Raw genomic sequence first — 26,987 nt, forward strand, 5'->3', positions numbered from 1 at the left:
AAGAGTGAATTATTTCGCTTGACCCTTCAGCAACAACAACTGCTGTCGAATCAGATTTGAACTCCACGTCAGAGCAAGTATTACACATTACCCGTGTTACTTCTCGTGCAACGGTCTTCTTCGAAGTTTTCGCTTGTTCGTACTCAATAGGACCACTCGACCACCTTCCTACTAAACTGGCTACCGAAATGTCTTTTTGCTTGGTTTGAGCGAAACTTTCCTGCGTTGTCATACCGCTGATATGGAAGATGATCAGGCAGAACAAGGCTTTTGTAGCTAAGCAGTCTGTTGAGTTTATAGACATTAGATAAACCAGTAAGACTGCTGCAGCTTCAGCACGCGAGATGCTACGCTCTGCATGACGGTCAATTAAGCCTTACTGGTCGAAATCCACCTTCACCTTCTCCGAAGTAGGGCGGGCCTGGCAGGAGAGGACGTATCCTTTGGCCACTTCGGTATCGGAGAGGGAGTAGTTCACATCCATTTCTACTTTACCCTCGACGACGCGGCAGCGGCAGGTGCTGCACATGCCGTTTTTGCAGGAATAGGGCGCATCTACGCCGGTTTCGAGCAGGGCGTCGAGGATGGTATTGCCGTAGTACGACATTTCCAGAATGCGCGTGTTGCCATCGAGCTGTACCGTTACCTGGCTGTGCTTGTCGTCTTCGCCCGCGGGGCGCACCTTGGCTGGGCCGGCCTGGGTTTTGCCGCCGCCCGCGGTGCCGAACATTTCGAAGTGAATCTTCTCGGGGGCTACGCCGGCGTTGGTCAACGCGGCTTTTACGCCCAGAATCATTTCCTCGGGGCCACAGATAAAGCACTCATCAATCTGGGCGGCGGGCAGGATTTTCTGCAGGAACAGCTCGGCTTTCTGCTGGTCGATGCGGCCGAAGAGCAGGTCGGTGTCGCCCTGCTCCCGGCTCAGGATGTGGTACACGCTCAGGCGGTTGAGAAACTTGTTCTTCAGCGCCTCGATGCCTTCCTTGAAGATGATGGAGTTGCGGCCCCGGTTGCCGTAAATCAATGTTACCTGGCTCTGGGGTTCGGTCAGCAGCACGGTTTTGAGGATGCTGAACACCGGCGTGATGCCGCTGCCGGCCGCAAATAGCACGTAGTGCTTGGCCTGCTCGGGATGCAGCTCGGTGTAGAAATGCCCCGCCGGCGGCATAACGTCCAGCTCCTCGCCGACGGTGAGCCTATCCACAGCCAACGACGAAAACCGGCCTTCGGGCACTTTCTTGATGGCCACCTGCCACTCGTTTTCCAGCGGACTGCTGCAAATGGAGTAGGAGCGGCGCAGTTCCTCGCCATTGTGCTCCCGCCGGAAGGTCAGGTACTGGCCCTGGGTGAAGCGGAACGTGTCGCGCAGGTCCTCGGGCACGTCCAGCGACACGACCACGCTGTCGGGCGTTTCCTTTTCGATGCGCTTGATGCGGACTTTATGAAATCGACTCATTACTAGTTGGTTTTTAGTTTTTGGTTGGTTGTTTTTGGTCGATGAAGTCCCTGGCTATATTCAGAGAGGCCATACACCAAAAACGAATCACCAAAAACCAGATGCTATTTGGCCAATCCGTTCAGCAGGATGGTCATGATGTTTTCCTCTAACTCTTCGGCCGTAATGCCCCGGCCGGGGCGGTACCACAGCTCCACCCAGCGCACGGCCGACAGAATAGTGAACAGGGCTACCGACACGTTCATGGGCTGAAACTCGCCGGCCGTAATGCCCTGCTCGATGAGGGCCGCAAAGCCCTTTTCGTAGGTTTTGCGAGCTTCCTTGAACTGCTGCAGCTTTACCTCGCTGAGGTATTTCCAGTCGTTGTTGGCTACCGATACAGCCGCGCCATCCTCAATCATAAGGCGGATATGGAGCCGAATCAGGGCCTTAAGCTTGTCGACGTAGGACACCGGCAGCTGCTCAATTTCGTTGAGCTGGGAGATATAGGTGTTCGAAACGTGAAAGCAGATGCTTTCCAGAATGTCGTCTTTGGAGCTGATGTGGTTGTACATGCTGGCTGCTTCCATGCCTACCTGGGAGCCCAGGTCGCGCATGGAAGTGCCGCCGAAACCTTTGGCCTTGAAGAGCTTGGCTGCCTCTTCCAGAATCACCTGCCGTTTATTGGTCTTAACTTTTTTAGCCATTCAACTCGTCAGAAATAGGGCGTGCGGTACGTGGGCGGTTGAGATGGGTAAAGCTAGAAGATGCGCGGCATATGTCGTAAACGCCGCTTTCTGGGCGCACTGCTTTTTAATTGGACGGCGGGGCAGTGAGTAACAGCTCGGGTGCTGTTCGGCCCGCACGCCGGGCAGAGGGGCTGGAACGGAAAAGCCCGCACTAAAAGTATTGGTCCGTGGCCACATAAACAAACGTTTGTTAGTCATCTTGCCCCAGGCAGTACCTTTTGCCCTGCTGCTCCGGTAACAACTCCCCAACGCTTGCTGGTGGAGCCGCCACGAACAGCCGGACTTTAGTGGAAAGGACGCTTCTTGACCATGCCACCTTCCGCGTCGTCGATGCTGTGCTGGATAACGAAGGCCTGCGGATCGAGACGGCGCACTTCGGTGCGCAGCTGCGGCAGCTCCAGGCGCGTGACGACGGTGAAAACAATGTCCATATCCAGGTCCCGGTCGCCGCGCTTGCCGAAGCCACGCTTGCCCTGGTAAATCGTCACGCCCCGGCCCAGCGTGGTAGTAATTGCTTCGCGGATAGCCTCACTGCGGGCCGAAATGATGGTGACGCCGGTGTATTGCTCGATGCCGTTGAGCAGGAAATCGAGGGTCTTGGAGGCCGAAACGTAGGTTAGGATAGAATACAGGGCCGTCTGCACGCCCAGCACGAAAGCCGCCACGCCGAAAATAACGATGTTGAGCAGCAGAATCACGTCACTTACCTTCAGCAGGGGGCTATGCTTGTTGATCAGCAGCGCTGCTACTTCGGTGCCGTCGAGCACGGCCCCGCCCCGCATGGCCAAGCCAATGCCGGCCCCGATAAAGACGCCGCCAAACACGGCCGTAAGCAGCAAATCCTTGGTTACGTCGGGGTAGGGCACCACCACCAGGCACAAAGCCAGGCCGGCAATGGCGGCGGCGCTTTTCAGGGCAAAGCCCAGGCCGATCTGGCGGTAGCCCAGCACCACAAAGGGCAGGTTGATGATGAGCAGCAGCCACGACAAGGGTACATCCAGCGTGGCCGAAATGAGCATGGAAATGCCCGTTACGCCGCCGTCGATAAAGTGGCTGGACAGCAGAAAGCCCTTCAGGCCCATGCCGGCGCACAAGATGCCCAGCACGATGAGGGTCACGTTTTTGATTTTTTCGGACAGGTTGCCGGGCTGCGCCGCGGGAGCAGGAAGAGAAGCCATAGAAGCAGAAGTGCGTTGCCGAAGCTTACGCAAGATGATGAATTGGGGAAGAAGCATGGCTGAAAAACAGGTGACCTTAGTCTGTCTGCGTTGATTCGCTTAACTCCGAGGTGATTTTGCGGCCGTGGCGGCGGTCCAGCCAGTTCATGACGGGCGTAGCCAGAATGCCGTGCAGGCAGATAGACACCAGCATGGTGAAGCCCACAATGGCCCACAGCTGCCGGGCTTCGGGAAAGTCGGCTTTTTCGAGGGCAAAAGCCAGGTAAAAGATGGAGCCGATGCCGCGGATGCCGAAAAAGGAGATGACGCCGCGCTCGGCCAGCGTCACGCGCGGGGAGCGGGCCAGTGTGAGCAAGCCGCCCAGGGGCCGGATAACCAACACCAGCAGCAAGCCCAGCGCCGCGCCCTGCCAGGTAAGCGGGGCCAGCATACCGCGCATAATGGCGCCCCCGAACAGGATGAGAATCACTACGATAAACAGTCGTTCGAGCTGGTCGGTGAAGGCGTGCATGTGCTTGTGGTACTCGTGGCGCCGCTCCCGGCTGCGCAGCGTAACGGCGGCCAGAAACACGGCCAGAAAGCCGTAGCCGTGTACCAGCTCCGTGACGCCGTAGGTGATGAGCGTAACGGCCAGCGCTACGAACCCGTAGGCCCCGGCCTTAATGCTGATACGCTTGGGCAGGCTAAAAATCAGGTAAGCCAGCAGCTTGCCCGACAGGATGCCCAGCACCAGGGCGGCCCCGGTGCGGTAGGCCACATCCATCCACAGCCAGTGCCCCAGCTTGGCCGACAGCGCGCCGGTAGCCGGAAGGATGCCCAGGGCCAGAAACACGAAAGGAAACGCCAGGCCGTCGTTAAGACCGGCTTCGCCCGTGAGGGAAAAGCGCACGTTGTCTTCGCGCCCTTCGCCGGGGTCACCCACCTGCACGTCGCCGGCCAGCACGGGGTCGGTGGGGGCCAGGGCCGCGGCCAGCAGCAGGGCACTGGCCAGGGGCAGGCCCACCAGCGTCCAGCCCACCAGCGTGACGGCCGCAATGGTCAGAATCATCAGCACCAGCACCAGCAGCAGCGGGGTGCGCCAGGTGCGCAGGGAAAAGGGCCGGTCAATCTTCAGGCCCGTACCGGTGAGGGCCACCAGCACGCACAGCTCGGAGAGGTGAGTGACTAAGGGCTTGTGCCGGGCGGGGTCGGTGGGTAGGTCCAGCGGCAGGGCGTAGACGGCCATACCCAGCGCCAGATACAGGATAGGGTAGGACAGCGGGTACTTTTCCAGCAGCGAAGGCAGCCAGGCTACCCCCAGAATGGCTATTCCCAGAATAACCAGCGTGGTTGTATATAAAGGCATCAGAAGAAGGAAAGTCCCGTGAAAAAACTGGGGCGTGATGAAGCCGGGCAGCTTGCCCGGCCCCGAAAAATTTTCGGGCGCCGCAACCACACGGTGCGCGCCAGGCGCGGATACTGAATCAGCCTGGAATACGGGCTGGCGCAGCGAGCGGCAGAATGCCGTGAGGCGCGGTTTCGTGGGCCGCCGCACGGTAAAAAGAGGCCAGGGTGGGCTGGCTACGGCGCGTTGGGAACCAAACAGGCGCGCAGCCGGGGCCGCAGCCCTGGTGCCCCGGGAGCTGAATAAGCAGCCACGGCGGGAGTTAGGGCGCAACGACAGGCGTCAAACCGCAGATAGAGCCCCGATGGCAGCGCCGGGCCACTCCAGCTTCCGGCGGGCCGCAGCTGCAGCTCCGGCCCGGCGACCAGGGCCTCGTAGCGCACCGCGTTGTGCTCATGGCTAAGGGCCTGATGCAAGCCCTGGGCATGACCCGTCTGCAGCACGACAACGGTCCGGGGGGCTGCGGCAGCCCCGCGCGCGGCCATAAGCTGCCACACCAGCCCAATAAGCAGGCAGGCACGCAACCAGGGAGCCATAGAAACCGGGCGAAGCAAAAACAGGGCAGTAGCTGAAAATCGGATACAATACTAGTAACGAAGTTCCGGGTGTACGGTTGGGCTAGGCGGGTTTGGCCAAGGTACGTCCGCATGCGGAAAGGGCTGGCCGAAGCCGGCGGAGAGCAGGTGCGAAGTTCAGTGGGAGGGCGTGAGATACAGTTTGCTGATAGGTATGTAGTTGTGGTAATCCGCCACAACCGAAAAGCGCATGTCGGCTGGTGCTTGCTACCGCCAGCTCATTGGCCCACTAGGGAAAGCAGCCGGAATTAATCGGTTGCTGAAGCAGTTCGTGCGATGATAGAATGAGCGCCGGGCCGCATATTTGTAGCCTGTCATCCGGCGGCATTAGCTGCCTGCCCGCTGCAAGGCTCAACGACAGGACGCGAATCTGCGTCTTTGTATCTCAACCAATCCACCAAACCGCATGAGTACGGTCACCATTAGCAGCCTTCCGGAGCTGGAGCAATACCAAGGCCAGGAGCTGGGCGTATCAGAATACCACACCATCACGCAGGAGCAAATCAACCAGTTTGCCGCCGCCACCCTCGATTTTCAGTGGATCCATACCGAGCCCGACAAGGCGAAGGCGGAGTCGCCCTTCGGGGCTACTATTGCCCACGGCTACCTCACGGTTTCGTTGCTACCCTACCTCTGGACGCAGATCGTGCAGATTGAAAACCTGAAGATGCAGGTGAACTACGAAATAGAGAGTCTGCGCTTCAACCAAGCCGTGACGGTGAACAGCGACGTGCGGCTGCGGGCCAAGCTGCTGACCGTAAAAGACCTGCGCGGAATTGCCAAAGCCCGCATCGAGGTGACGATGGAGGTGAAAGATGCCAAAAAGCCCGCCTACAGCGGCGTTATCACGTTTCTCTACCACTTCCTGTAGGCAACCAGGCAGCAGACCGCAAAAGCCGGCACCTGTCTCTTCGGGGAGGGGCGCCGGCTTTTGGCTTGGGCGCAACGGCTGTAGGGCGGCCTGTTGAGCTCAGCCCCGGCATAGTTTGCGCTCCTGCCAAGGAACTGTCGGGCGCTGGTTTGGAACGGCCGCGGCCACGGCCATTGGTCGTTGCCTTTCTGCTGGTTAGCAGCCCCCGACGAAGAGCCGGGGCCTACAACTACCGGTTCAGCTTTCGCGTACAGCCACTGCTTCCCACCCTGACGCCGTAGTCCCGCGCGGAAGCTTCCTATTGCATGCTCAAATGGTTCTTGTGCAGCGTCTGGGCTTTGTTGCTCGCGCCGCTTTCCGCCTCCGGCTACTCGGTGCTCACCCACCAGGCCAACATCGACTCGACCTGGAAGCGGTGCCTCGAACCCCTGCTGCAGCGCCGCTACCCCGGCGCCACCGAAGACCAGCTACTCGAAGCCAAATCCTACGCCTACGGGGGCTCCATTATTCAGGATATGGGCTTTTACCCCTTCGGCTCAGTGCTGTTTACCAACCTGACCCACTACGTGCGCAGCGGCGACTTCGTGCGCAATCTGCTCGATGAGGCCCGCGACCGGAACGAGTACGCCTTCGCCCTGGGTGCCCTGGGGCACTACGCCGCCGACCTGAACGGCCACCCCGAGGGCACCAACAAAGCCATGCCGCTGGTGTATCCCGAGCTGGGCCAGAAATTCGGCAAGGTCATTACCTACGTGGAAGCGCCCAAGCAGCATACCCAGCTCGAGTTTGCCTTCGATGTGGTGCAGGTGGCCAACGGGCGCTACCGTACCAGCGACTACCAGCGCTACGTTGGGTTTCAGGTGAGCAAGCGGGTGCTGGAAACGGCTTTCAAAAAAACCTACGGCCTGGAGCTGGGCAAAGTCATCTTCAACGTGGATCTGAGCATCGGCTCGTTCCGGTTTGCCGTGCGCCAGCTGATACCCGTGGCCAGCCGGGCCGCCTGGCAGTCCCAGAAAAAGGACATCCGCAAGCTGAGCCCCCTGGCCCGCCGCCGCGAGTACGTCTACAATGAGAGTGAGCGGAAATTCCGGCAGCAGTATGGCACCGCCTACGAGCACCCCGGCACCGGGGCCCGCATCCTGTCGTACTTCGTGCGCGTGATGCCCAAAATCGGGCCGCTGAAGCCGTTTGCCTTCCGGCCGCCCACCCCCGAAGCCCAGGAGTTGTTTAAGGCCAGCTTCCGGCAGGTGATAGTAAAATACTGCGCTATTGTGGAGCAGCAGCCCAACGATACGCTGGCGGCCGCCCCAGCCCTGGTCAATGCCGACTTCGACACGGGCCACCAAACCAAAGCCGGCGAGTATGCCTTGGCCGACGAAACCTACGGTGAGTGGGTGCGGCAACTGGCCAAGGAAAAATTCGATGGTATCAGCGGGCCGCAGAAGCAGAACATCCTGGCGTTCTTCGGCACGGCGCCCAAGGAGCCCAAGGATGAGGATGAGAAGGAAGCTTCCAAGCGCAAGGAAACGCAGGAGGCACTGGAGCAGCTGCGCATAACCGAGGTGAAATAGCGCGCCGCCAGCTGTGGTCCTTAGTAAGCTTCAGCCGTTGATAAAGTGTTACTGCTGCTCCTGAGTCAGCCAGCGCACGGCTTCGCCCTCATCCATAAATACCCGCACCAAATAAGGGTGCTGGTCTGCTAAGACGGTAGCGGTTGCCGACTGGAAATTGGGTTGGGTACTGATTACCTGCCACAACTCGGGCGACACCAAGGAAGCTAGCCGGAGCATGTTCGGGGCCTGGCGCGCCACGGCGGGCAGCCACTCGTGCGCTACCCACTGGGCCAGCTCGGCGGTGGGCATAAAGCGGCGCCGGTCCATGAGTTACCGGTAGGTTCCGTAGTCTCGGCCGGAGGCCTGTAGGGCCTGGTGAGCGGCTTGCAGCTCGGGCAACGAAGCGACCTGCAGCCAGCGGGCCGTCAGAATATTCAGGTCCGGGCGATACTGCAGATCAAGCACGGACTGGTCAACGGGAGCAAGCATATGCTGAAAAAGGCGCTGAGAGGATACTCAGCAGGCCCAAAGGTAGTAGCTGGGCCTCAGCTGTTGAGCCACGCCATAGCCTGGGCCTCGTCGCCGAAAAGCCGGAGCTGATAGGGGCGTTCGGCTGCCAAGCCATAATTCAGGTATTCCTGCTGCCGGGCGCTGGCGGCATACACGGCCAGCCGCGCCGGGGAGCAGAGCACCGCAATGCGCAGGTGCTGCGGAGCCATGCGGGCACCGGCCTCCGGGTAAAACGTGCTGGTGGTCCACTGGCCTAGCGCGGGGTCGAGCTGGTCGCGACGGCGCACGTCGAGCAGCCAGCGGCCGGTATCGTGCTCCTGGGCGGCGGCCAGCAACGCAGCATAATCAGCCTGCAGCGTGGCCACGGGTGCATCGTGCAGCCAGCGGCCAATCAGCAGCTTTAAGTCGGGACGATACGTAATGCTGCAGGTAGCAGACCCAGGAACGGGCATGGGCAGCGGGGCGGTTGGGAGGAAACTGGGCTTCCAGATACACAAGGAGCCGAAGCTCGCGGGGGTAGGTTACTGGCCTTGCTGCTGCACCAGTCCGCTGCTCAGGCGGCGCAGCACGATTTCGGCCTGCTTGGCCTGAAAGCGGATGTCGAGCAGGCGCACTTCGGCGTCGAGCTGGGTGCGCTGGGCTTCGCGCAGGGCCAGGGGCGTGAGCAGGCCCAGGCGGTAGCGCTCCAAGGCAATAGCCACGTTTTCGCGGGCCAGCAGAATGTTGGCTTCCTCCAGCTCCAGCAACTGCAGGCGGTTCAGGTACTGGGCATAGGCCTGCTCGGCTTCCGATTCGAGCTGCAGCTGCGTCTGGCTGAGTAGCAGTTGGCTCTGTTCTTCGCCGATGCGGGCATTCTGCTCCAGGCGGCGGCGGTTGAAGCCGTCGAAAATAGGCACGGAAGCTACCAAACCGTAGTTGAAGCCATAGTTGCGGCTGGTGTTGGTCACGAGCTGGTTGCCAAAGAAGGCGGCCCCGTTCACGTTGCGGTTCAGGCCGTAGCCCGAAGTCAGGCCCAGCTGCGGAAAGCGCGAGGCGCGCACCAGCTTCCGGTCGTAGGTTGCCACGTCGATGTTGGTGCGGGCCTGCTGCAGGCGGGGGTTGTTCTGCTGGATAGCCTGCGCCACGGCGTCGCGGCTTAGGTCGCGGGTCACAACGATGGAGTCGGCGGGCTGAAAGTTGAGGCGGGCCGAGCGGCCCAGCAGGTTATTCAGGGTGATTTTGGCCGTGGCCAGGGCTTCCTGCTGCTGAATCAGTACCGACCGGTCGGCGTTGTAGTCCACGCGGGCCGTCAGCACTTCCACTTTGGCACTCACGCCCACGTCCACACGGGCCTGGGTCAGGTCGATTCGGGCCTGCCCGATTTTGAGGGCTTCCTCAATCGACTTGATTTTGCCCGACTCCCGCACCACGGCGAAGTAGGCGCTGGTAATGTCGGCCACGGTTTCTTCCATCGTGGCGCGCGTGAGCTGCTGCTGGCTTTGGTTTAGGGCCTTGAGCCGGTCGTAGGCAATGAACATTCCGAAGCCGTCGAATACCGTCCAGGTGGCGGCCACGTTGGCATTCAGCTGGTTTGAAGGCGCATTGCTGGCCGTGCTGGGCTCAGGCCGGCTCGACGACTCCTGCCGCACGTTGTTGCGGGTGAAGTTGCGCGTCAGGTTGCCGTTCACAACCGGCAGCTGACCGGCGTTGCCGCGCGTCACGTTGTTTTCCGCAATCTGCACGTCGGTGCGCGAGAGGCGGATGTTGTAGTTGTTTTCTAGGCCGATGCGAATGGCTTCGGCCAGCGTGAGGGCCGGAGCGGGGGCCACCGTTTCGGGCTTTTCCGTCTGGGGCTTGGCGCCCGGCTGCAGGGGGGGGCGGGCCGGCGTGGTGGGTTGCTGGGCCAGGAGCGGCAGCGGCAGCACCAATAGAGCCAGGGCTGCCAGGTGGGAAAGGAAAGAAAAACGGGTGGAAAACTGCATTCGGGACGAAATATAGAGGGTGAAAAGCCGGCTGCCGCTTCGTAGGCCAGCGGCCGGACCTTTCAATGAGCACTAGGCCGTAACGGCCTGCTGCGGTTCAGCTTCTGCCTTTTTCTTGCTGTGCTTCTTGGCCGTGGCGAAATACGAGTACATCACCGGCACTACGTACAGGGTGAGGCCCGTGGCGAAGAACAGGCCGCCTACGACCCCGATACCCATGGCGCGGCGGCTAAGGGCCCCCGCGCCCGTGGCAATGGCAATGGGCAGAATACCCAGAATGGCGCAGAGAGAGGTCATCAGAATCGGGCGGAAACGGGCCGTGGCACCTTCAATCAGGCCGGTCATGTAGTCCTTCCCGTTCTCTACCTGCTGGTTGGCAAATTCCACGATGAGAATACCGTTTTTGGTCACCAGGCCCACCAGCATGATAATGCCGATCTGCGAGAACAGGTTGAGCGTCTGGTTGAAATACCACAGGCTGAGCAGCGCGCCCGACAAAGCCAGCGGCACCGTCACCATGATGATGATTGGGTCACGGAAGCTTTCAAACTGCGCGGCCAGCACCAGATAAATCAGCACCAGGGCCAGGCCAAAGGCGAAGAGCAGGGAGGAAGAGCTTTCCTCGAAGTCGCGGGAGGCACCGGAAAGCTCGGTGGAGAAGGTGTCGTCGAGGCTCTTTTCGGCAATGCTGCGCATGGCGGCAATTCCGTCGCCCAGGGTTTTGCCGGGCGCCAGCGAGGCTGAGAAAGTAGCCGAGTTGTAGCGGTTGAAGCGGTAGAGCTGGGGCGGCGTGCTGCTTTCCGTGAGGCGAATCACGTTGTCGAGCTGCACCAGTTCGCCCGTGGCGCTTTTCACCGACAGCAGGCGCACGTCGAGCGGCTGGTTGCGGTCTTCACGCGCCACCTGCCCGATAATCTGATATTGCTTGCCTTCCTTGATAAAGTAGCCGAAGCGCTGCCCGCTCAGGCCCGACTGCAGAGTCTGCGAAATGCTCTGCACCGATACGCCCAGGCTCTGGGCCTTTTCGCGGTCAATATTCACGCGCAGCTCGGGCTTATTGAACTTCAGGTTCACGTCCACGAACTGGAACGTGGGGTCCTGGCGGGCCGCATCGAGAAACTTAGGTACGGCCGCGCGTAGCTTGTCAAAGTCCTGAGTCTGGATAACAAACTGCACCGGCAGGCCACCGCCGCCACCGCCACCGCCGATACTCTGGTCCTGCGACACGGAGGTGCGGGCGGCCGTCAGGCGCTTCACGCCCGAGCTGAGGGCCGCAGCCACCTGATCCTGGGTGCGGGGGCGCTTATCGGCATCGAGCAGCAGCACGCGGGCGGTACCCGAGTTGGAGCCGCCGCCGAAACCGGGTGAGGTTACGGCAAACACGCTGCTCAGGCTGCCGTCACCGGCCGAGTCCATGGCCATTTTGCTGATCTGGTTCATGTAGGCGTCCATATACTCGAAGGAAGCACCTTCCGGACCCGTAGCGTTGATGTTCACGCGGCTGCGGTCTTCCACCGGGGCCAGCTCCGAGGGAATAGCCTTCATGAAAAACCAGATACCTACGCCCGTACCCGCCACTACCAGCCAGGCCAGCCAGCGGTTGCGCAGAAAGGTCTGCAGGCTGTCCTGGTAGGCGCTGATCATCTTCACGAAGAAAGGCTCGGTTTTGCGGTAAAACCAGTTGTGCTTTTCCTGGCGCTTGAGCAGCACCGAACACATCATGGGCGTCAGGGTAAGCGACACGAAGGCCGAAATCAGCACCGAGCCGGCTACCACAATGCCGAATTCGCGGAACAGGCGGCCGGTGATACCCGTCAGGAACACTACCGGCAGAAACACGGCCGCCAGCACGATAGTCGTACTGATAACGGCCATCAGGATTTCCTCGGAGCCTTTAATCGAGGCTTCCTTGGGGTCTTCACCTTCCTCAATGCGGGAATAGATATTTTCCAGCACCACAATGGCGTCGTCTACCACGAGGCCAATAGCCAGCACGATGGCCAGCAGCGTCAGCACGTTGATGGAAAAGTTGAGCAGGTACATCACGAAGAAAATACCCACCAATGACACCGGAATGGCCACCACCGGAATGAGCGTGGAGCGCCAGTCACGCAAAAACAGGAAGATGATGATAACCACCAGCACGAAGGCTTCGATGATGGTGTGCTCTACCTCGTTGATGGATTTGCGGATAAATACCGAGTTGTCGAAACCGGGCTTGAGCACCAGGTCCTTAGGCAAATCCTTGCCATACAAGGCAATGCGCTGATTGAATTCGTCGGCAATGTCAATCTGGTTGGAGCCGGGCTGCGGAATAACGGCCAGACCCACCATCGGCACGCCGTTCACCTTGAAGATGGTCTGGTCGTTTTCGGGGTACAGCTCAGCGTAGCCAATATCCGAGAGGCGCACCAATGAGGACTCATCCTTGCGGATAATCAGATTGTTGAAATCCTCCACCGAAGTGAGGCGGCCCATGGTGCGCAGCGTGAGTTGCGTGTTCTGGCCCTGCACGGCGCCGCTGGGCAGCTCCACGTTTTCGCGGGTCAGGGCGGCCTGCACGTCCACGGGACTCACGCCCAGCGCGGCCAGCTTCACGGGGTCCATCCACAGGCGCATAGAGTATTTTCGCTCGCCGTATACCCGCACTTCCGACACGCCCGGAATGGTCTGCAGGCGCTCTTTCAGGGTGTTGTTGGCGTAGTCGGTCAGCTCCAGCAGGGTGCGCTGGTTGGAGCTGAGGTAGGTCATTACAATGGGCTGGGAGTCGGCGTTGGCCTTGCTCACTACGGGCGGGTCGATGTCGCGCGGGAGGCGGCCCTGGGCCCCCGAAACCTTGTCGCGCACGTCGTTGGCGGCGGTTTCCAGGTCGGCGTCGAGGTCGAACTCTACCGTAATCTGGGTGCGGCCGTCGCGGCTGTTCGACGTCAGGTTCTTGATGCCGGCAATACCGTTCAGGGCTTCTTCGAGCGGCTCGGTTACCTGGCCCTGCATTACGTCGGCCGAGGCGCCGGTGTAGCTGGCCGACACCGTAATAATGGGCGGGTCAACGCTCGGATATTCCCGGACGCTGAGGTAGCGAAACCCGATGACGCCGAATATCACGATGACGAGGCTCATCACGATGGCGAGGACCGGGCGGTTGATGCTGGTGGAGGATAAGCTCATATTCTGTCTTTCCGGTAAAAAACGCAGTGCCGTTAAAAGCAGGCGAGTCGGGCTCTAAATGCCACGGCTCCATACCCTTAACAGCCGCTGCGGGAAATCTATTTGGTCACGCGTACCGCGTCGCCGGGCTTCACTTGCAGAATGCCCGTGCGAATCACCGAATCCCCCACGGCCAGGCCGTCGGTAATCTGAATCACCTTGTCGGAGCGAATACCGATTTTGACCTTCTTCGGTACCATTTTACCGTCTGCCACGGTGTATACGCTGTAGCCGCTGGCCTCCGGAATAACCGCCTCGGTGGGTACCTGCAGGGCATCGGTCGATTCGCCCAGCTGCAGGTTTACTTTCACGAAAGCGCCGGGGCGCAGCTCGTTGTTGGCGTTGGCGTAGCGGGCCCGCACCGGCTGGGTGCGGCTCACCGGGTCAATTTGCGGGTCGATGGCGTAGACCTTGGCGTCGTACTTCTTATTGGTGCCTTCGTCCGTGATGCTCACCACGTCGCCCACCCGAATCTTGGTGGCGAAGCGGCCCGGCACGGCAAAGTCAATCTTGACCGGCCGCACGCGGGAGAGGGTCGTTATTTCACTGCCGGGACTCACGTAGGTGCCCACCGTGGCGGTAGTCAGGCCCAGCACGCCGTCGAAAGGCGCCCGTACGTAAGCCTTATCCAGAGACGCCTGCAGAGCGCGCAGGTCGGCCTGGGCCGTCTGAAGCTGGTTGTTGGCCTGCTCGTATTCCTGGGCGCTGATGTATTCCTTGTCGAGCAGGGTGCGTTGCCGCTTTTCCTGGTCGCGGAACAACTGGATATTATACTGCTGCTTGCGAATGGCGGCCTGAGCCTCGTCCGCGTTGATGCTGAACAGCAGCTGGCCTTTGCGCACGGGCTGGCCTTCGCGAATGTTCAGGCTTGTGATTTTGCCCGACAGCTCGCTCTTAATCACCACCGACTCGTCGGCCAGAATAGAGCCCGTAGCCGCTACCTCATCCGAAAGATTGGTGGGCTGCACCACGTATACCTGCACGGGCAGCTTCTGAGCGCCGCCCCGGCCGCCGGCTCCGCCCGGGCCCCCTTTGCCGCCACCGGCGGCACCACGGCCTCCGCCAGCCCCTTTGGCATCGGCGTTGGGGGAGGGGAAAAACTTGATTTTAATAAAGGCTAAGGCGGCAATAAGGGCTACCGTTAGTACAATCCACAACACTTTGCGCCCTGGGCGCGACTCAGTTTCAACCGTTTGTTCTTCGTATTGCATGTATACAGGGGTATTACCCAACTCAATCAGCGCGGGCTAGGAGCTAGTCCGCTGACGTTCAACAACGACAGGGCTCCCCGAAGGGTTCGGCCAAATCGTATGGGCTGGTTTGCTACAGGGGGTAAGACACAAAAAAAGCCTGCGGGTTGCAGGCTTTTTTTGGGGTAGACCGGGCCACTTACATGGCTTTGGCGTTGATGTAGTTCTTAGCCAAGTTGTTGAGAAGCGTATCAGTAGCCTGCTCTTCCTGCAAAGTTTGGCGCAGCAGCTCAGCCGCCTGCGAATGCCCCAAGCGCTGGGCGTAGTGGGCAGCCGTACCGTAGCCGGCAATTTCGTAGTGCTCCACGCGCTGGGCGGCGGCAATCAGGGCGGCGTCTTTCACCTCGTCTGTGGCATCTTCAGCAATGGTTTCCTTGCCTTCGGCTACCAGGCCCTGCATGGCTTTGCAGGTGTGGCCGTCCAGCTTCGCGTTTATACCGCGGCCAATCTGCTCGAGGCGGGCAATCTGGTTTTTGGTTTCCATCAGGTGGTTGTCGAAGGCCTGCTGCAGGCGCGGGTCGCGGGCTTCTTTGGCCATATCCGGCAGGGCCTTTACCAGCTGGCTTTCGGCGCTGTACAGATCTTTCAGTTGTTCTTCAAACAGGTCGTCGAGGCTTCTGAGTTTGTCAGACATAGCAAGTAGGGTAAGTAGGTTGTGGGAAATAGTACAGTCCTGCCAGGCAGGAGTACCACTTTACGCACGTCGAAGCAGCAGGTTTAGGCGTATCCTGCTAGTGTTGAGCTTGCTGTGGCCGGCATCCGCCGGGGCATTTTGCCGTATTTTGCAGCTATGAAAACGCCTAAAGAGCCCACCGAAGCGCACCGCAATTTTTTCCGGGACGTGCACGATGTCGTGCGCCTGATACCGCCGGGCCGCGTGACTACCTACGGCGCTATAGCGCACTATCTGGGGGCCCGGCACGGGGCCCGCATGGTGGGGTGGGCCATGATGGCCGCCCACCCGGCCGTGGGGCCCCAGGCTGTGCCCGCCTACCGGGTCGTCAACCGGCTGGGGCTACTCACAGGCCGGCAGCACTTCGCCACGCCCACCGCCATGCAGGAGTACCTCGAAGCCGAAGGCATCCGCGTAGTCGACGACCAGATTCAGGATTTCAAAACGCTGTTCTGGGACCCTAGCCAGGAGCTTAGCTAGCGGCGGCGCATTTTCTTGACGTAATACTCACCTTCCTTCACGGGCACGTATTCCAGCGCGGGCGTGTCGCCCTCGGCACGCGCCTTCAGCTCCACGTACGTCGTGGTGCCAAACATGGGAATAAACGAATAGCACCCCGATTCTGCATTCTGTAGGCACAGGTTAAGCTCGCGGGTTTTGTCAGTCCAGGGTATCAGCACGAAATCGTTGGTGGGAAGCGTCTTCAGCTCCTGACCATTGAGCAGCACCGTGAGGGGCGCTTTGCTGCCGCCAGGACGGCGGTACACCACCACCAAAGCCGTGTCGCGCTGAGCCAATAGGTCGAAATAGTCGAAATCGGCTACCCGGCCCGTGGCCATATCCAGGGTGTATTCCTGCTGGTTGCCCTGCGTGGTAGCAGCCGCAATGGCTGCTCCGGCCAGTCCGCCAACTACGGCGGCCGTACTCATAGCGCCGGGGTCGGCAGCGGCCCAGCTCACGTAGGTGAAGTCGTTGCCGGCCCGCTTGAGGGGGTAAAAACGCTTCTGGCGCAGCACATACAGCTGCTCGCCATCCGAAAAGCCCCACACGTCGCGTAGCGGCTCCCGGCCCGTGGCGGTGGTCAGGTAGGCTTCCACTTCATCGGCTACGGGGCGGTTTGCAGAGGTAGTTTTCTCCACTACGAGGTTGGCAGCCTCCGTCGGTTTGTTGTTGCGAAAATCAAGAAAAGTGTGGTACACTCCTCTTGGGCGGGCCGCGGCCGTTAGAATAGGGTAGTCGTAGGCGGCAGGTTTGCGGCCCCCGCGGTAGCGCACCTGCTCACTGGTCAGGGGCGCGGCCAGGCTCAGGCGCGGTGCCCAGTCGAGGACGTTGAGCTGGGTGCAGGCTCGCTGCAAACAAGCCACAATATTGTCGTCGTGGCGCCCCGTGGTTTCAAGACCTTTGCTTTCTTCCTGCTCGATGTAGCGCTGCACCACGTAGTAGTTGCCGTCGGGCTGCTGATACACGAAGTCGATGTCCACATCGGCCGTAGCTTTTTCCGACGTGGCTTTGGTGTGCTCGCCAATGCGCAGTGCATGCACGCGCATCAGTACCGGGCGGCTGCCGGGCCGGGCTGGCAGCTGCACCTGCATCCAGCCCCCGAGGCCTTCGCGCACCCCTCCGCTTAAGTTGGCCGGCACGCGGATGTTGCCCATGCCGCGCTGCACCCACCCGATTGTTTGCTGCTGAGGCCGTAAATCCAGCACCTCCGCAATGTGGAAAGTTGGATTCGCCACCACCAGTTTTTGCTCCTGCAGACTCACCTGGTAAATAGGTGTTTGAGCGTAGGCGCCACTCACGGCGAAGAGCAAAAATAGAAGAGTGCGGAGTTTCAAAGCAGTAGCGGAAAAAGGAAAAGTAAAGCTGTTGCCCGGCGTTAGGCAGGCGTTTTGCTCAACCATAAAGTACGTTGGCTGCCGCGCCAGAGCAAGTTGCGCGTGGTGGTTGAACAGCATAAAAGCCACCAGAAACGGGTGGCTTTTACTGCAGCGTTGAAAAGCAAAGGGGTGGTTAGAGTACGGCCAGCTTGGGACGGGCGCTGGCATAGCCGGCGGCAGCCAGAATGGCGCCCCGCACTTCCTCCGGATTGGCATTTTTCAGCAGGTAGCCGTGGGCTCCTTCCGTGTGCAGGCTGTCAATCAGCTCGGGCTCGTCGTGCATGGAAATAATCACGACCCGAATCTGGGGGTACTGGGCGCGCATCAGGCGCACCGTCTGCAGGCCATCTAGGGTGGGCATTTGCAGGTCCATCAGGACTACATCGGGCCGAATGCCTTGGTCGAGGTGCTCGAGAAGCTCCTGGCCGTCACCGGCTTCGAAAAGAACTTCCATATCGGGGAAGCCGCTGATGAGGGCGCGTAAACCTTTGCGAAATAGGATGTGGTCGTCTACTACGGCTAAACGGATAGTAGGTGTGCTCATATAGAGGTAGTTAGGGCGGGCTTTTGATCGGCCGGAAGATACGGAATAGGGAAGGAAATCCAAACTTTACTGCCCGCGCCGGGGGCCGAGTCGTGGCGCAGCGTGCCCTGCAGCACGGCTACCCGGCTGCGTAAGTTGGTGAGCCCAAGACCGGTGCGAATACCGGGCGCCGGGGGAATGTCGCCGGCGGCGGGGTCGAAGCCGATGCCGTTGTCACGGTATTGGAGCGAGAGGTAGTCGGGGCCAAAATCGACGCTGACCTCAATGGTTTCGGCGTGGGCGTGGCGCAGGCCATTGCCCAGCAACTCCTGCACCACCCGAAAAACAATCAGCTCCCGCTTGGGGTCGAGGCGGCGGGGCTGGCCGCGCTGCTCAATAATTACGTGGGTAGGCCCATCGGCGGGCACCGTGCGGGCCAGGGCATCGAGGGCAAAGGGCAGGCCGAATTTTTGGAGGGCGGCGGGCAGTAGGTTGCGCGAAATGCGGCGTACTTCGCCAATGGCCTGGTCGAGCAGGGCCGTAGCTTCTTCCGTTAAGTTGGGCTGGCCCAGGGTGCTCAGGTGCAGCTTGGCAATAGCCAGGGTGGTGCCTACGCCGTCGTGCAGGTCGGCGGCAATGCGGCGGCGCTCCTCCTCCTGGGCCAGCAGGGCGGCTTCCAAGGCCTGCTGCTGGGACGCGTCGCGCACTTGGCGCAGCTGCTCCTGCTGGCGCAGCAGCCGCCGCTGGTAGCGCAGCACGAATCCCACAATGCCCAGCGCCAGCAGGAGCAGCACTGGCGTGGCCAGCATCACCGGAAGCAGCCAGGTGTTCATGAGGACGATTGGGAAGGCAGCGCGCGGCCCGCGTACCAGAAGGCCAGCGCGAACAGCACGTATTGAATCAGGTTAACCATAGCATTCAACGTATAAATCACCTGATGGCTCGCATAATCGGCGGGGGCAGAAAGTTTATTGACGAACACATACAGCAACACGGTACCCGAAAAATACAAAACTACCGCGGTACTTACCAAAAAAAGTGGGTCCTGCTCGAGGTGGGTGACGTGCAGCTCATTCAGCAGCTGCTCGAAATACAGGAGCGCCAGGCCAATAAGCAAGGCGCTTTGCAGTACGTGGGTGTAGGAGTTCACTTGGTGCAGGCCTTCCCAGTAGAGAGAGTCGGCCAGCGCAAAAAGGGTGAAGCCAACAGCCAACACCTTAATAAACACACGGATATGCTTGGAAGAAAGGGTGAGGTAATAGACGCGGAAAAACAGCAGAGTTTGTACCAGCGTGAACAGGTGCCAGAGGGCATTACTCCACGTCGGCCAGTAGAGATTAATCAGGCTGGAGACGACTAAAATAAGTTCGGTAAAAACCAGGTAGCCGGTCATGAGCCGCAGCGTTTTGGGCAGGCGCGGCCATTTCCAGAACGCCAGGCCCAACGGAATCAGCACCACCATGCTGGCCGCGTGCTCCAGATATTCGCAGAGGGTAAGAAGCCACGAAGGAATCTGCATGCAAGGCGTGGCGAGAGTAGAGCGGGAAAAGAAGATCTAGGCGGAAGAAAAATACAAAATAATATTCCAGTTAGGCAATTGCCGGGCTGGGGCCGGCCGGAATAATAGTCGGCTTTGCAGTCAGTGTCCTGCTTGGCTGGCTTTGCGGGCCGTTGCTGCTCAGGCTTTCAGATACTGCTGGCTCTCTGAGTCGTTGGGTTGTTCGGGCTTGCGGTAGCCGTGCCAGAGCGCAATAGAATAAAAGCAGTTGAGGGTAATCAGCAGCACAAACTGAATGATGTACATAATCCAGATCAGGTCGGGCTGGGGCTGCAGGGGCTTTTCCAGCACAAACACCATCAGCGTGCCGGCATAATATAGAATGGTGCCCACGCTTACCATAAACATCGGGTCCTGGCCCAGGTCGATGTTGCGCAGCTCCCGCAGCGTCTGCTCGAAATAAGCCACGGCCGCGCCGATAAGCAGCACGCTTTGCACGACGTGGGTCAGCGTATCATGGCCTTGGCTAAAGCTGTTGATACCAAACGCTTCCAGCAGGTAGGTAAGCAAAAATACCCCGGTAGTCCCGAGCAAGATCAGCTGGGTGCGCGCCGAGTGAAAGGCGTGATAATAGGCCCAAGTCAGAAACAGTGTTTCGGTGACGGTAGCCAGCTGCAGGAAAATGATGTTGTTGTGCCACACGTGCCGTCCTACTTCGGCCAGCACTCCATTGAAAAGGCAGCCGGAAATCAGGATGAGCCACACTAAGGGGCGGTACACCGGCTGCAACCGGGGCCAGCGCCACACTCCAATGCCCAGGGGCACCACGTAAGTAAGCAGGGCAACATTGTTGAACTGCCGGGCGAAAATCACGAGCTGCTCACTGGTAATACTGGGGAGCATACGCGCACGGCAAGAAGAGGCAATAGGACACTGGAGCGGCGGTGGCAGCGGAATAGGCGGCTGACTATTGCGAAAGATAAGAGCTTTGACGGGTATTGACAACCCCGCTGCCACATACGGAACCGTGCGTGGGCTGGCACCAGGCAAGCTGGTCAGAAGCTGCGGTTGAACTGTTCTTCTGTTCGGCGGGCGGCATGATGCAAGGCCCAGGCAACCAATACGGTAAAGATAATGGAGAGAACTGCCTGAATGATGTACATCATCCAGATTTGGCTGTTCTGATGCTGCTTTTGCATGGAGTCTTCCAACACAAATACCATCAGCGTGCCGGAATAATAAAGCGTTACGCCCACACTCACCAGAAACATTGGGTCACGTTCCAGCCGAATATTGCGCAGCTCATGCAGGATCTGCTCGAAGTAGGCTAATGCTGCCCCCACAAGTAGCATGCTCTGGGTTAGGCGAGTATAGGTTTGCTCGCCGGAGAATTCATTCAGGACCAGCTCGGCTACTGCTACCAGGATAAACACGGCCCCGGCGCCAAGCAATAGCTGTCGGGCGCGCGGCATATGAAACGCCTGATAGTAAGCCCAACCCAGAAACAGCGTTTCCGTCCAGGTGATGCAGTAGAGAAAGACGATATTGGTATTCCAAAGGCGCCGCCCAGTCTCCGACAACAGATTGAGCGCCAGAGTAATGAGCAGCGCAGTCAGGATGAGCTTGCGGGAGGAAGGCGAAAGCAGCGGCCAACGCCGGATACAAACCAGAACTGGTACGATAAAAGCGAAAACAGCCAACAGATTGAGCTGTTTTGCTATACTAACCAGTACGGTACTATCCAGCGTTGGCATGCATATGGGTTTTAAGGTTAAGCGTTCAGCGGACTAGATGAGTCGCAGCAGTTGGGGCAGCGCGGGCCCGAAGCCAGCATTATCCGCTCGTACATATCATTCTGATCTGCTTTGACGCCCACCAGCACCAGAGTGGGATTTCCCGATTCGTCGATACCGTTATAGATGCGCAGTCCCATGAAGTCGTCGCCGCAGTCGTCCATCAGGGCCTTAAGCTTTAACGCACCGAAGAACTGGGCATTGTACACGGGCTTGGTATCGTCCGGGCATTCCCGGTAGTTGTGCGTCATGCCTGCCGCGGTGGTTTGATTTACAATGGTGCCTTCGTTGCCGTCGAATGTGCTCATGCCGGGAGTTGGTTAGGAGGTAATAAAGAAAATGTTGAACGAATTTACTCTGCTCTAGAACATTCAAATATAGGGCAAAGGCTATCGGATGCAAGCCGTCATTTTCTTTTCCTCCGGTTGCCAAGACGGGCTAAAACGGCAGCTGACCTGGCATACGGCCACTGCCCGAGCCGTTTTTGCCCGGCCCCGTGCTCCGGGTTGGCGGTAACTCATCTTCCTCGTCGGGCGCCGAGTCGTCCTCTTCTTCCAGGTTTTCGAACACTCGCTCAATGGCCGATTCTGCGTTGCGTAGCTTTTGCTTGCACAGCCGGATCAGCTCGGCGGAGCGCTGCACCCGGGCCGTGAGGTCGTCCACGTCGACGGTATCGGTTTCGAGGGCCCGCAGAATGGTCTCCAGCTCTTCGATGGCTTGGCGGTAGGTGGTATTGTTGGTCATGGGGTAGGGGCGGAGCTAACGGGTGGTACAAGAGAAGGCGCCAGGTGCGGCGTGCGGTCCACAATCTGGGCGGCCAGCGTAAGGCTGGGCAGCAGCAGGCGCACTTCGTCGCCGGGCTGCAGGGCGGTTTCGGGCTGGTGGTGGTCGGTAATAAGCTGCACGTAGCCATGGCGGGCCAGGGCCGTAGCATCCGGAAACGGGGGCGTGCTGAGCTGGGCCAGGCGGAGCTGGGTACGGTGTAGCAGCCGCTCGGCGGCCAGCTGCAGCTCGTAGCGGCGCCGGAGCAGCTGCTCGCGCCGCCGCCGGTGCAGGCGCCGGAACCGCTGCGCCAGGGTGCGGCCCAGGGTGCGGAGCTGCTGCTGCTGCTGGCCCAAGGCCCGGCGCGCCGCCCGGTGCAGGCCGTGCCGCTGCCGGCTCAGCTGCCGCTGCTGCTGCTGTAGCTGCTGGCGTGGCACCGTTGCGGCTTCCCGGATGCGCTGAAACAGGTCGGCGCGGTGGCCGTTGAGTTGCGTCTGCGCGGCACGGTGCACGTAGCGCCCGGCCTGGGTCAGAAGGTCGTCGGCATCTTCCACCTGCCGGGCCGCCACCTCCCGAATCCGGTCGGCGTAGCCCGAAAAAACGGCATCGAGGCGGGCCAGGCGCTCGGCCAGAAAGGCGGCTACGGCCGTAGGCGTCTTCAGGGCCAGATGGGCCGCCAGGTCCAGCACAGCCTCGTCCCGCTCGTGTCCGATGCCCGTGAGTACCGGCAGCGGAAACGAGCCGACGCCCGCCGCCAAGCCGTAGTCGTCGAAGGCCAGCAGGTCGGTTTTGGCGCCCCCGCCCCGGATAATAACCACCGCATCGAAGGCTGAGCGGCGACGCCGAATGGCATCCAAGGCGCCCAGAATGCTGGACGGTGAGTCGGTGCCCTGCATGGTGGCCGCAAACAGGGTCACGGCAAAGTCGTAGGGCGACTCGCCCAGCTGCTGCACAAAATCCTGGAAGCCCGCCGCCGTGGGCGACGAAATAACGGCCAGCCGCTGCGGACCCAGTGCCAGGGCCAGCTTTTTCTGGCGCTCCAGCAGGCCTTTGGCTTCGAGCTTGCGCACGGTTTCGAGGCGCTGCCGGGCCAAGTCGCCCACGGTGTAGCTCGGGTCCAGCATCAGCACGTCGAGGCTCAGGCCGTACTGCTCATGAAACTTGACCTGCACGCGCAGCATCACCTTCAGGCCCGGCCGCAGCTCCTGCCCGGTTTGCTCCAGAAAGGCCGGGGCCAGCTGCTGATACCGCTGGCTCCAGATAGTAGCCCGCGCCTGGGCCTTGAGCTGGGCCCCGCGCCCGGTCACGTGCTGGTCGGTGAGCACGAGGTAGCAGTGGGCGCCGTCGTGGCGGGGTAGGGTGAGGTCGGCAATTTCGGCCACCACCCAGTACGACTCGGCAAAGCGCGTTTCCACGGTTTGCCGCACCCGTACCAGCAGCTCGGCCAGCGGCATGGGCACCAGCGGCAGGGCGGCGCTCAGGCCAGGTTCCGGACGACGATTGAAAAGGGGTGGCATGGGGCGCAAGGTACAAATTCGGGGCACGGCAACCAGCACAACCGGGGCAACGGTTGCCCGCCAGAGCACATCTTTGCCCTGGCTGCCGCCTATGCAACCCCGCCAGTGGGGCAATGTTGGCGGGGTTCGTCAAATGGGGTCGGTTGGGGTTGCCAGTGGGCCGCTGTTTGCCGGGCCTACGCTTTTTCTTTTACCTTTCTAGCCTCAATCCGCCTTTTCCTCACCCTTTTCCTGCTTTCTATGAAAAACCGAAACAGTCTGACGCTGGCCGCCGTGGCCGCCGCAGGGCTGGCCCTGGCTGGCTGCGCGGCCAGCACCACGCCGACTGCCGCTACCACCACTGCCCCGGCCGCCGCTACGGCTACCTCTACCGAAGACCCTATTGTGCCCGGCGTGGGTCTGAACGTGGCCAACATCGACCAGACGGTAGCGCCCTGCGACAACTTCTTTCAGTATGCCTCGGGCAACTGGCTGAAAAACAACCCCATTCCGGCTTCCGAAGTAAGCTGGGGCAGCTTCAATGAGCTGTTCGACAAGAACAGCGCCGTGCAGCGCCAGATTCTGGAGGAAGCTGCGGCTAACACCAGCGCTGCCAAAGGCACGAACGCGCAAAAGGTGGGCGACTTCTACGCCGCCGCCATGGACTCGATGGCCATCGAAAAAGCCGGTATTACGCCCCTGAAACCCGAGCTGGACCGTATTGCTGCCATCAAGGACCTGAAGGGGCTGCAGGCCTCGCTGGGCCGGCAGCAACTGATTGGCACCGGCTCGGTGTTCAACATGGGTGTGGGGCAGGATGAGAAAAATAGCACCCAGTATGCCGTGCTGCTCTATCAGGGCGGCCTGCGCATGCCCGACCGGGACTACTACCTAAAGGATGATGCGCGCTCCAAGGCCATTCGCAATGCCTACGTGACCTACATCACCAACACGTTCAAGCTGATGGGCGAAACCCCGGCGGTGGCGGCCAAGAATGCCGCAACCGTGATGCGCCTGGAAACGCGGATGGCAAAGGCCAGCAAAAGCCGCGTCGACCTGCGCGACCCGTACGCCAACTACAACAAAATGACCGTGGCGGAGCTGCAGAAGCAGTATCCCAACGTGGGCTTCCCGACTTTGCTGGCCCAGCAGAATCTGTCGTCGGCCAAATCAGTTATCGTGGGGCAGCCCGCTTTCGTGAAGGAAGCCAATGCCATGCTGAAGGCCGAGCCGCTGAGCGACTGGAAAACCTACCTGCGCTGGCACTTGGTAAGCTCCGTGGCGGCCGCCTTGCCCCAGGCCTACGTGGATGAGAGCTTCAAATACACCCAGACGCTGACTGGCGCCAAGAAAATGCAGCCTCGCTGGAAGCGCACCCTGCGCGCCACGGACCTGGCCTTGGGCGAAGCGTTCGGGCAGGTGTACGTGGATAAGGCCTTCACGCCCGAAGCCAAGCAGAAGGCCATGGAAATGGTCAACAACATTAAAGCCTCGATGGCCGAGCACATCCAGCAAGTCGACTGGATGAGCGCCGCCACCAAAGCCGAAGCCCTGAAAAAGCTCAACGCCTTTACCGTCAAAATCGGCTACCCCGATAAGTGGAAGGACTATTCGGCCCTGAACATCTCGCGCGACTCGTACGTGCAGAACGTGCTGGCCTCGCGCATGTTTGCCGCCAACTTCGACAACAGCAAGCTGGGCAAACCCATTGACCGCAACGAGTGGGGCATGACGCCGCCCACGGTGAATGCCTACTACAACCCACCGATGAACGAAATCGTGTTTCCGGCCGGTATTCTGCAGCCGCCCTTCTACGACCCCAAAGCCGATGACGCGGTAAACTACGGCGGTATCGGGGCCGTAATCGGCCACGAAATCACCCACGGCTTCGACGACCAGGGCCGCCAGTACGACTCCCAGGGCAACCTGCGCGACTGGTGGACCAAGGAAGACGCCGAGAAGTTTGACCAGCGCGCGGCAATAGTCGGCACCCAGTTCGACGCCTTCACGCCCCTGGATTCGGTACACGTGAACGGCAAGCTGACCATGGGCGAAAACCTGGCGGACCTGGGCGGATTGAACATCGCCTACACGGCTCTGCAAAAAGCAATGGCCGGCAAGCCCAAAACCAAGATTGACGGCTTCACGCCCGAGCAGCGCTTCTTCCTGGCCTACGCCCAGATCTGGCGCACCAACCAGCGCCCCGAGGCCATCCGTCAGCAGGTCCTCACCGACCCGCACTCCCCGGCCCAGTACCGCACCAACGGACCCCTGCAGAACATGCCCCAGTTCTTTGAGGCCTTCGGCTGCAAGGATGACGCTAAGATGGTACGCGCCGCCAACCAGCGGGCTAAAATCTGGTAAGCAGCCCTTTTAGTTTTCCTGAAAAAGGCGGTTGGCACTATGCTAACCGCCTTTTTTGCGTTTGCCAGACCGGGACAAGCGGGTTTCTGGGGGGGGCCTTAACTTGCGGCATGCAAAAGATGGTGCTCCCCGCTTTCCTGGTCTCGTTGCTGCTGTGCAGCGCCTGCCAATCTTCCGACTCGCCAACGACGACCCAAGCCCCCGCCGCTGCCGAAGACACCCCGCCACCGCCGCCCACTCCCGTGCAGGCGCTGGTAGCCAACCCCAAGGTGGGCGACGTGTACGTAATCCGCTTTCAGCCCCAGGGCACCACCGACACGCGGTATTTCTTCTACCACCTGTTTCGCGTCACGCCCGACAGCGCCTATCTGCACCCGGCCCGCAAGCCCGCCCCCGATGCTGCCGCCGACCTCACCCAGCCCGACTTCCAGGCGTCGGCCAATACCATCGGCTATAGTCGCGGCGAGCTGGCCGGGCTGCTCCAGCCCCAGGCCGGCGACGTGCTCAAAACCCAGCTAGTGCAGGTGCGCCGGGAGCAGTAGTACCCTAAGGTTATTGCACGACCTCAATTTTAATATCGACGTCTTTTTTGGGCCATTTGTAGGGGTCGACGGGCTCGGCGGCAATTTTGTCGATAACCTCCAGGCCTTCTACTATCTCGCCAAACACCGTGTATTTGCCATCCAGGGACGGTACACCGCCCACGGTAGCATACACCTTTTCCTGCGCCGGGGTCAGCTTGCGCCCGGCCATGGCTTGGGCCTGATACGGGGTGAGCTTCTCGCCCTGCACAAAGTAGAAATCGGTGTTCGACGACAGTTTGCCGGGGTTCTGGTCGTCGTCGTAGCGGGCCATGCCCAGAGCACCCCGCTTGTGGAAGTGCGCCGGCCGAATTTCGGGTGGCAGGTGGTAGCGCGTCAGCGGGATGGTGCGGTGGTCGGAGCGGCCGCCCTGAATGGCAAACCCGTTCACGACGCGGTTAAACACGGTTTCATCGAACACGCCTTTGCGCGCCAGCAGCAGAAAGTTGGCCTTGTGCAAGGGCGTATCGTCGTAGAGCTTCACCCGCATATCGCCCAGCCGCGTGTGCACGATAACCTCGGCGGCCGGGTGTTCCCGCAGATACTGCGGCAGCAGCGTTACCACGTTGCTGTCGGAAAGGGTGCTCAGGTCGGGGCCGGGTGCGGTGGGAGCCGGGGCTTTGGCTACAGGAGCGTCGGCCGGTGGCGGCGTCTGGTTGCAGCTGCCGAGCCCCAGGGCCAGCACGGCGGCACCGCCGCTAATAAATATCAACGCTGACCGACAGGATAAAGCCATAACGAGAGAAA

Annotated in this window: 26 protein-coding genes; 5 read left to right on the top strand and 21 right to left on the bottom strand. The window is 60.4% G+C overall.

Translation table 11 applies throughout. From position 1 onward, the window contains the following. Positions 1-376: 376 nt before the first annotated feature. The 4 genes from paaE to LGH70_RS08720 form a co-directional block, all read right to left on the bottom strand. Complete coding sequence (gene paaE / locus LGH70_RS08705) at positions 377-1,456, bottom strand: 1,2-phenylacetyl-CoA epoxidase subunit PaaE (protein ID WP_226184844.1); 1,080 nt, start codon at positions 1,454-1,456, stop codon at positions 377-379. Between the two features lie 104 nt (positions 1,457-1,560). After that, positions 1,561-2,142: a TetR/AcrR family transcriptional regulator gene (locus LGH70_RS08710; protein ID WP_226184845.1), complete on the bottom strand. Its 582-nt coding sequence runs from the start codon at positions 2,140-2,142 to the stop codon at positions 1,561-1,563. A gap of 326 nt (positions 2,143-2,468) precedes the next feature. Then, a complete protein-coding gene (locus tag LGH70_RS08715) occupies positions 2,469-3,362 on the bottom strand; it encodes a YitT family protein (RefSeq protein ID WP_226184846.1) in 894 nt (297 codons plus the stop codon). A gap of 76 nt (positions 3,363-3,438) precedes the next feature. Further along, the gene (locus LGH70_RS08720; protein WP_226184847.1) at positions 3,439-4,707 is read right to left on the bottom strand and encodes a cation:proton antiporter; all 1,269 of its coding nucleotides are present in this window, start codon (positions 4,705-4,707) and stop codon (positions 3,439-3,441) included. Between the two features lie 1,020 nt (positions 4,708-5,727). Here LGH70_RS08720 and LGH70_RS08725 point away from each other — a divergent pair. Continuing rightward, a complete protein-coding gene (locus tag LGH70_RS08725) occupies positions 5,728-6,192 on the top strand; it encodes a MaoC family dehydratase (RefSeq protein WP_226184848.1) in 465 nt (154 codons plus the stop codon). Between the two features lie 305 nt (positions 6,193-6,497). After that, entirely contained in the window at positions 6,498-7,763 is a 1,266-nt protein-coding gene (locus LGH70_RS08730) for a zinc dependent phospholipase C family protein (protein WP_226184849.1), read from the top strand. Positions 7,764-7,811: 48 nt separating this feature from the next. Here LGH70_RS08730 and LGH70_RS08735 read toward each other — a convergent pair whose 3' ends face one another. The 7 genes from LGH70_RS08735 to LGH70_RS08765 all read right to left on the bottom strand — a co-directional run bounded on the left by LGH70_RS08735 (position 7,812) and on the right by LGH70_RS08765 (position 15,307). Then, positions 7,812-8,072 carry a hypothetical protein gene (locus LGH70_RS08735; protein WP_226184850.1) on the bottom strand — a complete coding sequence of 87 codons (261 nt, stop codon included), beginning with the start codon at positions 8,070-8,072 and terminating at the stop codon, positions 7,812-7,814. A gap of 3 nt (positions 8,073-8,075) precedes the next feature. Continuing rightward, positions 8,076-8,234 carry a hypothetical protein gene (locus LGH70_RS08740; protein WP_226184851.1) on the bottom strand — a complete coding sequence of 53 codons (159 nt, stop codon included), beginning with the start codon at positions 8,232-8,234 and terminating at the stop codon, positions 8,076-8,078. A 56-nt stretch (positions 8,235-8,290) separates the two neighbouring features. Beyond that, positions 8,291-8,707: a hypothetical protein gene (locus tag LGH70_RS08745; RefSeq protein ID WP_226184852.1), complete on the bottom strand. Its 417-nt coding sequence runs from the start codon at positions 8,705-8,707 to the stop codon at positions 8,291-8,293. 69 nt (positions 8,708-8,776) lie between these two features. Further along, positions 8,777-10,216, bottom strand: a complete 1,440-nt coding sequence (locus tag LGH70_RS08750; RefSeq protein ID WP_226184853.1) for a TolC family protein — start codon at positions 10,214-10,216, stop codon at positions 8,777-8,779. A 72-nt stretch (positions 10,217-10,288) separates the two neighbouring features. Beyond that, positions 10,289-13,384 carry an efflux RND transporter permease subunit gene (locus LGH70_RS08755; protein ID WP_226184854.1) on the bottom strand — a complete coding sequence of 1,032 codons (3,096 nt, stop codon included), beginning with the start codon at positions 13,382-13,384 and terminating at the stop codon, positions 10,289-10,291. 98 nt (positions 13,385-13,482) lie between these two features. Further along, positions 13,483-14,634 carry an efflux RND transporter periplasmic adaptor subunit gene (locus LGH70_RS08760; protein ID WP_226184855.1) on the bottom strand — a complete coding sequence of 384 codons (1,152 nt, stop codon included), beginning with the start codon at positions 14,632-14,634 and terminating at the stop codon, positions 13,483-13,485. Between the two features lie 178 nt (positions 14,635-14,812). Further along, positions 14,813-15,307 carry a YciE/YciF ferroxidase family protein gene (locus LGH70_RS08765; RefSeq protein ID WP_226184856.1) on the bottom strand — a complete coding sequence of 165 codons (495 nt, stop codon included), beginning with the start codon at positions 15,305-15,307 and terminating at the stop codon, positions 14,813-14,815. A 156-nt stretch (positions 15,308-15,463) separates the two neighbouring features. Between LGH70_RS08765 and LGH70_RS08770 the strand changes: the two genes are divergently transcribed. Next, complete coding sequence (locus LGH70_RS08770; RefSeq protein WP_226184857.1) at positions 15,464-15,826, top strand: MGMT family protein; 363 nt, start codon at positions 15,464-15,466, stop codon at positions 15,824-15,826. Here LGH70_RS08770 and LGH70_RS08775 read toward each other — a convergent pair. The 9 genes from LGH70_RS08775 to xseA form a co-directional block, all read right to left on the bottom strand. Beyond that, entirely contained in the window at positions 15,823-17,181 is a 1,359-nt protein-coding gene (locus LGH70_RS08775; protein WP_226184858.1) for a DUF6563 family protein, read from the bottom strand. The genes LGH70_RS08770 and LGH70_RS08775 overlap by 4 nt on opposite strands. A gap of 175 nt (positions 17,182-17,356) precedes the next feature. Beyond that, positions 17,357-17,767: a response regulator gene (locus tag LGH70_RS08780; RefSeq protein ID WP_226184859.1), complete on the bottom strand. Its 411-nt coding sequence runs from the start codon at positions 17,765-17,767 to the stop codon at positions 17,357-17,359. Then, positions 17,764-18,579, bottom strand: a complete 816-nt coding sequence (locus LGH70_RS08785) for a sensor histidine kinase (protein WP_226184860.1) — start codon at positions 18,577-18,579, stop codon at positions 17,764-17,766. Before LGH70_RS08785 ends, LGH70_RS08780 begins: the two co-directional genes overlap by 4 nt. Further along, entirely contained in the window at positions 18,576-19,265 is a 690-nt protein-coding gene (locus LGH70_RS08790; protein WP_226184861.1) for a hypothetical protein, read from the bottom strand. The genes LGH70_RS08785 and LGH70_RS08790 overlap by 4 nt, the downstream gene beginning before the upstream one ends. A 159-nt stretch (positions 19,266-19,424) precedes the next feature. After that, positions 19,425-20,147, bottom strand: coding sequence for a hypothetical protein (locus tag LGH70_RS08795; protein ID WP_226184862.1), 723 nt, complete (start codon positions 20,145-20,147; stop codon positions 19,425-19,427). 152 nt (positions 20,148-20,299) lie between these two features. Then, entirely contained in the window at positions 20,300-20,998 is a 699-nt protein-coding gene (locus LGH70_RS08800; protein WP_226184863.1) for a hypothetical protein, read from the bottom strand. Between the two features lie 17 nt (positions 20,999-21,015). After that, positions 21,016-21,345: a hypothetical protein gene (locus tag LGH70_RS08805; protein WP_226184864.1), complete on the bottom strand. Its 330-nt coding sequence runs from the start codon at positions 21,343-21,345 to the stop codon at positions 21,016-21,018. Between the two features lie 130 nt (positions 21,346-21,475). Beyond that, complete coding sequence (xseB, locus tag LGH70_RS08810; protein ID WP_226184865.1) at positions 21,476-21,781, bottom strand: exodeoxyribonuclease VII small subunit; 306 nt, start codon at positions 21,779-21,781, stop codon at positions 21,476-21,478. Continuing rightward, positions 21,778-23,316 (bottom strand): exodeoxyribonuclease VII large subunit, encoded by a 1,539-nt coding sequence (gene xseA, locus LGH70_RS08815; protein WP_226184866.1) that lies wholly within the window; start codon positions 23,314-23,316, stop codon positions 21,778-21,780. The genes xseB and xseA overlap by 4 nt, the downstream gene beginning before the upstream one ends. 240 nt (positions 23,317-23,556) lie before the next feature. Here xseA and LGH70_RS08820 point away from each other — a divergent pair, with 240 nt between their 5' ends. Then, complete coding sequence (locus LGH70_RS08820; protein WP_226184867.1) at positions 23,557-25,659, top strand: M13 family metallopeptidase; 2,103 nt, start codon at positions 23,557-23,559, stop codon at positions 25,657-25,659. A gap of 119 nt (positions 25,660-25,778) precedes the next feature. Beyond that, positions 25,779-26,201, top strand: coding sequence for a hypothetical protein (locus LGH70_RS08825; protein WP_226184868.1), 423 nt, complete (start codon positions 25,779-25,781; stop codon positions 26,199-26,201). A gap of 10 nt (positions 26,202-26,211) precedes the next feature. Here the strand turns inward: LGH70_RS08825 and LGH70_RS08830 are convergent, their stop codons facing one another. Beyond that, positions 26,212-26,976: a peptidylprolyl isomerase gene (locus LGH70_RS08830; RefSeq protein WP_226184869.1), complete on the bottom strand. Its 765-nt coding sequence runs from the start codon at positions 26,974-26,976 to the stop codon at positions 26,212-26,214. Positions 26,977-26,987 lie beyond the last annotated feature (11 nt).

Source organism: Hymenobacter nitidus, from assembly GCF_020447315.1.
Lineage (GTDB): Bacteria > Bacteroidota > Bacteroidia > Cytophagales > Hymenobacteraceae > Hymenobacter > Hymenobacter nitidus.

What these genes read in the sequence shown, in the direction of transcription:
- paaE (WP_226184844.1), bottom strand. Translation starts at nt 1,456, where the DNA reads ATGAGTCGATTTCATAAAGTCCGCATCAAGCGCATCGAAAAGGAAACG.
- LGH70_RS08710 (WP_226184845.1), bottom strand. Translation starts at nt 2,142, where the DNA reads ATGGCTAAAAAAGTTAAGACCAATAAACGGCAGGTGATTCTGGAAGAG.
- LGH70_RS08715 (WP_226184846.1), bottom strand. Translation starts at nt 3,362, where the DNA reads ATGGCTTCTCTTCCTGCTCCCGCGGCGCAGCCCGGCAACCTGTCCGAA.
- LGH70_RS08720 (WP_226184847.1), bottom strand. Translation starts at nt 4,707, where the DNA reads ATGCCTTTATATACAACCACGCTGGTTATTCTGGGAATAGCCATTCTG.
- LGH70_RS08725 (WP_226184848.1), top strand. Translation starts at nt 5,728, where the DNA reads ATGAGTACGGTCACCATTAGCAGCCTTCCGGAGCTGGAGCAATACCAA.
- LGH70_RS08730 (WP_226184849.1), top strand. Translation starts at nt 6,498, where the DNA reads ATGCTCAAATGGTTCTTGTGCAGCGTCTGGGCTTTGTTGCTCGCGCCG.
- LGH70_RS08735 (WP_226184850.1), bottom strand. Translation starts at nt 8,072, where the DNA reads ATGGACCGGCGCCGCTTTATGCCCACCGCCGAGCTGGCCCAGTGGGTA.
- LGH70_RS08740 (WP_226184851.1), bottom strand. Translation starts at nt 8,234, where the DNA reads ATGCTTGCTCCCGTTGACCAGTCCGTGCTTGATCTGCAGTATCGCCCG.
- LGH70_RS08745 (WP_226184852.1), bottom strand. Translation starts at nt 8,707, where the DNA reads ATGCCCGTTCCTGGGTCTGCTACCTGCAGCATTACGTATCGTCCCGAC.
- LGH70_RS08750 (WP_226184853.1), bottom strand. Translation starts at nt 10,216, where the DNA reads ATGCAGTTTTCCACCCGTTTTTCTTTCCTTTCCCACCTGGCAGCCCTG.
- LGH70_RS08755 (WP_226184854.1), bottom strand. Translation starts at nt 13,384, where the DNA reads ATGAGCTTATCCTCCACCAGCATCAACCGCCCGGTCCTCGCCATCGTG.
- LGH70_RS08760 (WP_226184855.1), bottom strand. Translation starts at nt 14,634, where the DNA reads ATGCAATACGAAGAACAAACGGTTGAAACTGAGTCGCGCCCAGGGCGC.
- LGH70_RS08765 (WP_226184856.1), bottom strand. Translation starts at nt 15,307, where the DNA reads ATGTCTGACAAACTCAGAAGCCTCGACGACCTGTTTGAAGAACAACTG.
- LGH70_RS08770 (WP_226184857.1), top strand. Translation starts at nt 15,464, where the DNA reads ATGAAAACGCCTAAAGAGCCCACCGAAGCGCACCGCAATTTTTTCCGG.
- LGH70_RS08780 (WP_226184859.1), bottom strand. Translation starts at nt 17,767, where the DNA reads ATGAGCACACCTACTATCCGTTTAGCCGTAGTAGACGACCACATCCTA.
- LGH70_RS08785 (WP_226184860.1), bottom strand. Translation starts at nt 18,579, where the DNA reads ATGAACACCTGGCTGCTTCCGGTGATGCTGGCCACGCCAGTGCTGCTC.
- LGH70_RS08790 (WP_226184861.1), bottom strand. Translation starts at nt 19,265, where the DNA reads ATGCAGATTCCTTCGTGGCTTCTTACCCTCTGCGAATATCTGGAGCAC.
- LGH70_RS08795 (WP_226184862.1), bottom strand. Translation starts at nt 20,147, where the DNA reads ATGCTCCCCAGTATTACCAGTGAGCAGCTCGTGATTTTCGCCCGGCAG.
- LGH70_RS08800 (WP_226184863.1), bottom strand. Translation starts at nt 20,998, where the DNA reads ATGCCAACGCTGGATAGTACCGTACTGGTTAGTATAGCAAAACAGCTC.
- LGH70_RS08805 (WP_226184864.1), bottom strand. Translation starts at nt 21,345, where the DNA reads ATGAGCACATTCGACGGCAACGAAGGCACCATTGTAAATCAAACCACC.
- xseB (WP_226184865.1), bottom strand. Translation starts at nt 21,781, where the DNA reads ATGACCAACAATACCACCTACCGCCAAGCCATCGAAGAGCTGGAGACC.
- xseA (WP_226184866.1), bottom strand. Translation starts at nt 23,316, where the DNA reads ATGCCACCCCTTTTCAATCGTCGTCCGGAACCTGGCCTGAGCGCCGCC.
- LGH70_RS08820 (WP_226184867.1), top strand. Translation starts at nt 23,557, where the DNA reads ATGAAAAACCGAAACAGTCTGACGCTGGCCGCCGTGGCCGCCGCAGGG.
- LGH70_RS08825 (WP_226184868.1), top strand. Translation starts at nt 25,779, where the DNA reads ATGGTGCTCCCCGCTTTCCTGGTCTCGTTGCTGCTGTGCAGCGCCTGC.
- LGH70_RS08830 (WP_226184869.1), bottom strand. Translation starts at nt 26,976, where the DNA reads ATGGCTTTATCCTGTCGGTCAGCGTTGATATTTATTAGCGGCGGTGCC.